Annotated in this window: 4 protein-coding genes; 1 reads left to right on the top strand and 3 read right to left on the bottom strand. The window is 33.8% G+C overall.

Annotation, left to right across the window (positions count from 1 at the left end; all coding sequences use genetic code 11):
- Positions 1-324 precede the first annotated feature (324 nt).
- A complete protein-coding gene (locus CI949_RS17440) occupies positions 325-747 on the bottom strand; it encodes a HutP family protein (RefSeq protein WP_290768704.1) in 423 nt (140 codons plus the stop codon).
- Positions 748-1,077: 330 nt separating this feature from the next.
- Here CI949_RS17440 and CI949_RS17435 point away from each other — a divergent pair, with 330 nt between their 5' ends.
- The gene (locus CI949_RS17435) at positions 1,078-1,569 is read left to right on the top strand and encodes a manganese efflux pump (RefSeq protein WP_290768701.1); all 492 of its coding nucleotides are present in this window, start codon (positions 1,078-1,080) and stop codon (positions 1,567-1,569) included.
- A 111-nt stretch (positions 1,570-1,680) separates the two neighbouring features.
- Here CI949_RS17435 and rlmD read toward each other — a convergent pair whose 3' ends face one another.
- Together rlmD and CI949_RS17425 are read right to left on the bottom strand one after the other, a co-directional pair.
- A complete protein-coding gene (gene rlmD / locus CI949_RS17430) occupies positions 1,681-2,847 on the bottom strand; it encodes a 23S rRNA (uracil(1939)-C(5))-methyltransferase RlmD (protein WP_290768698.1) in 1,167 nt (388 codons plus the stop codon).
- A 33-nt stretch (positions 2,848-2,880) separates the two neighbouring features.
- A complete protein-coding gene (locus tag CI949_RS17425) occupies positions 2,881-4,206 on the bottom strand; it encodes a sodium-dependent transporter (RefSeq protein WP_290768695.1) in 1,326 nt (441 codons plus the stop codon).
- Between the last annotated feature and the right edge of the window lie 122 nt (positions 4,207-4,328).

Genomic DNA, 4,328 nt, shown 5'->3' with positions numbered 1-4,328 from the left:
AAATTATGAAACTATAAATATTATCCACAACAAACCATCAGGTATAATTTCCTAGCTAATAAAAAAACACTCCAGCTGGAGTGTTAAAATGCTTAAAGCTTTTTTGTTTAAAATTAGATATAAAAATCCCTTGTTTAAACAAAAGCTTAAGCTTTCCTACAAATTCTCCTACCGTATTACCATGCTACCAGTTATTTGATTTTCTTTATTATACTATTATATGTGTACCTTTGTCAACTTATATATGTGTACCTTTGTCAACTTATATATGTGTACCTTTGTCAACTTAATGAGCCAACATAAAATAGTGATTTAATTAACTAATTAAGCATTTTTATCAAGTAATGAACGGTGACTTAAACCAACAGTAACTTCATTTAAATTGAACATACCAACTCCAAAAAAGATAGCAACAACTATATGTTCCCCACTGCGGGCAACACCAATTTTACCTCCGACATTTAACCCCATTGTTCTGGGCATAATCTGGGTAACAGCATCATGAGCTGCTCCGGCAACTGCTCCCTGGGCAACATGGGATTCATTTATTATATTTTCGCGTTTGGCAGCAATAACTGCTCTTTCAATGATATCAGGAACAGACTTATTAAATTCACCACCAAAGTCTACAGCAGCAGTATTTATCTCATCAGCTGCAAAATCTTTTTTTAATTGTTTCTCTTCACTTCTAGTAGAAATCGCCATTTTTATAGCTGCTTTTGCAGTCTCTAAACTATTATGCTCCATAATTTTTCCTCCTCAGTAATTGTTAACTTAATTATAGCAGAGATTTTAATTAAAGTGAAACTGCAGTGTGAAATTGTTCTTAATAATTTAGTTTGGTTTTATTGTTCCTAATTTTCAACCTGGATCTGTAATTTTTTTAATAAAAGTGATGCTGTTAATTGCATCTTTAAGATAGATAACTTATAATATATAATAATGTATGTAATTAATATTAATTACTATTTTGTATAATTAAAAATATAAAAATAAAGTTTAATGAATATGGAGGGGTTTTAAATTAATATTTTCTTAGTAGCACTGGCATTAGCTCTTGATGCAGCAGGTGTCACAATGGCAATTGGCTGTGGAACTAGAACAAATCTGAGAGAGAAATTTAAGGTTATAATTTCATTTGGCTTTTTTCAATTTTTCTTTGCTTTAACTGGTGGATTAGCAGGAAACTATATTGATACAAATTTCTTTACTATTTCTAATTATTTTAGTGGAGCGGTGATATTTTTACTCGGTATTTTTCTGATTCGAGAGGGATACAAAAACGGAGAAGAGTGTATATACAGACAGCTAAGTTTCTGGACAGTTGTTGTACTTGGAGTGAGTGTCAGTATTGATGCTCTGGGAGCAGGTTTTTCACTTCTTTTTGAATTTGATTATTCGTTGATCTTCCAGGATGCATTAATAATTGGATTACTTGCTTCTATAGTTACCGGAGCCGCTTTTAAAATTGTTAATTACATAAAACATATAGCTTTAGTAGAAAAATATGCAGATTATGTTGGTGGCATTATCTTATTATTAATTGGGATCAATACTTTTCTTGCATAAAAATCGCAAAATATTTGTATAAAAAACCGTCTGCCGCAGTTTTTAATTGAAGTTTAAACTGCAGTGGACGGTTTTTATTGTAGATAGATTTATTGAATTCTAAAAATTAGTTTAGACTTTTTTTAAAAGAGTGATTACTTCTAAATGTTTTGTGTGAGGAAACATATCTACAGCTTTAAATTTTTTCAGTCTGTAGTTATGAATTTCCAGTTCTTTTAAATCTCTGGCCAGACTTTTAGGATTACAGGAGATATATAATATTTCGTCTGAATCTACTGCGGCAATTTTAGCCAGTGCTTTAGGATTGATGCCCGGTCTGGGTGGATCAATAATCAGTAAATCAGGCTGCTGATCAATATTATTAATTTCTTCCAGCACGTCTCCAGCAATATACTTTGTATTCTGCACATTGTTAATTTCAGCATTTTCGGCTGCTCTTTCTGCAGCATCTGGATCAATTTCTATCCCATAGATTTTTGCAGCGTCAGCAGCGATAGACTGCGAAATGGTACCAGCTCCACAGTAAAGGTCATATACTATTTTCTCTTTTGCACTGCCAATATATTTTTCTGCCTCAGAATATAATAGTTCAGCCCCTTTTGTATTGGTCTGAAAAAAAGAAAGAGAATCTATTTTAAATTTATTATCCAGCAGCTGATCATAAAAGTAGTTGCGGCCGTGGTAGATTTTCATTTCATCACAGCTTACCTGATCCGAAAAACCATCATTAATAGTCTGCACAAAACCCACAAGCTCCCCTTTTAAAGCAAGAGTCTTTAACTTCTCAGTCAGGGGAGAAAAATCATGATCCTGCTGACTGGTAGTAACCAGATTGGCTGCAACTTCTCCAGTGTTAATACCTTTTCTAATTACTAAATTCCGCAAAAACCCCTCTCTTAATTTAACATGATATTTTTTAAATTCATTGGTGCGGCAGTAATCTATAATAGTACTTAAAATATCTCTAAAATCCTGATCAACTAATAAGCATTGATCAACTGTAATTACATCAAACATTCTACCCCGGGGATGCATCCCCAGCTGCAGTTTGCCGCCTTTTTTTAAATCTCCAAAGCTAAATTCCATATTATTTCGGTATTCATAAATATCAGGACTTGCCAGAATTCCTTCAAAGTTGTCAATATCTATTTCTTTTTCCTTAAAAATGTCTAGCAGAGTATTTTTTTTATTTTCGAGCTGTTTAGAATAGGGAACTTCCTGAATTGAACAGCCTCCACAGCGATCATAATGAACACATAAATCTTTATTTTTTACCAAAATTGAACCTCCTAAAATTTATTAAATCAATAATTAAATTGTCTGATAGATATTAAAGAGCATGATAAATAAAACAGCTGTCGGAACAATATATTTTAACAGTATAGAATAGATATTTCCAATTTTAAAGCGGCTGTTTTTATTTGCTTCTTTAACTGCATTTCTGCTGCCCCAGATATGACCAACGAAAATAGAAGTCAAGATTCCACCGGTTGGTAAGAAAATTGAGTTAGAAAACCAGTCATAAGTATCAAGGACATCCATTCCTAAAAAGCTGAAATTAGAAAATGAACTGTAGCCCAGTAGTGGGGGGATTCCAATTAAAAAGATTAAAAAACCCATTAAGTAAGATGCTTTCTTTCTCTTCCATTCATATTCATCAACTAAAAAGGCAACAACAACCTCAAGCATTGAGATCGAAGAAGTTAGGGCTGCAATTGTCAGCAGCAGAAAGAAAATAAATGAGAAAAATGTTCCAAAAGGCATTTGAGTAAAGACTGCCGGTAGGGTTATAAAGGTTAAACCGGGTCCTGATGCTGGGTCAAGCCCGAAAGCAAAAACCGCAGGGAATATGGCAAAACCAGCCAGTAAAGCTACAGCTGTATCAAAAATCAAAACATAGCCTGCACTCTCACTAATACTTTCTTTTTTACTTAAATAACTACCATAGGTAATCATGGCCCCCATTCCCAGACTCAGAGTGAAAAACGCCTGTGAGATTGCGTCAGCAAAGGTCTGAAAGTCAATTGCAGAAAAATCAGGCTTTAAATAAAAGCTTAATCCTGCTGCAGCGCCTTCTAGAGTTACAGAACGAATGATAAGTAAAAAGATAATAACAAATAAAATTGGCATTAAGACTTTAACCAGTTTCTGGATTCCATTAACAACTCCAGCCCCAATAACAGCAATTGTTAAAAACATAAAAATTCCGTGCCAGATAATTGGTTCGGTAAAACTGCTGATATGTCCCAAAAATATTGCCGGGAAATTGCTTTCTGCAGTAAAGCTCAGAGATTTAAAAATATAGGACATTCCCCAGCCTGCAACAACAGAATAATAACTTAAAATTACAAAACCTGATAAAACTCCAAGCGCTCCGACCAGAGGCCAGGCAGTATCAGGTGCCATTTTTTTAAAAGCGCCAATTGGATTTTTAGCTGTAATCCTTCCCAGAGACATTTCCGAAACTAAAATCGGATAACCAATAAATAAAATTGCAGCTAAATAGATTAAAATAAAAATAGCGCCTCCATTAGTTCCGGTAATAAATGGAAAACGCCAGATGTTGCCCAGGCCAATAGCGGATCCAGATGCAGCTAGAATAAAACCTAATCTGGAAGTCCAGTTTTCTCTTTCCAAAATAATTCCTCCTTGTTGTTTCGCTTATAATATTTACTTTTGCCAGTTTATTTTATCATATTAGACGGCAGGCATCAATTTTAAAATTTCAGTAACTTTACTGCTGGTGTTATTTGTAAAAT

Source organism: Halanaerobium sp. (genome assembly GCF_003070835.1).
The sequence above is the reverse complement of the archived record's forward strand: the minus strand, read 5'-3'. Positions and strand labels throughout refer to the sequence as shown.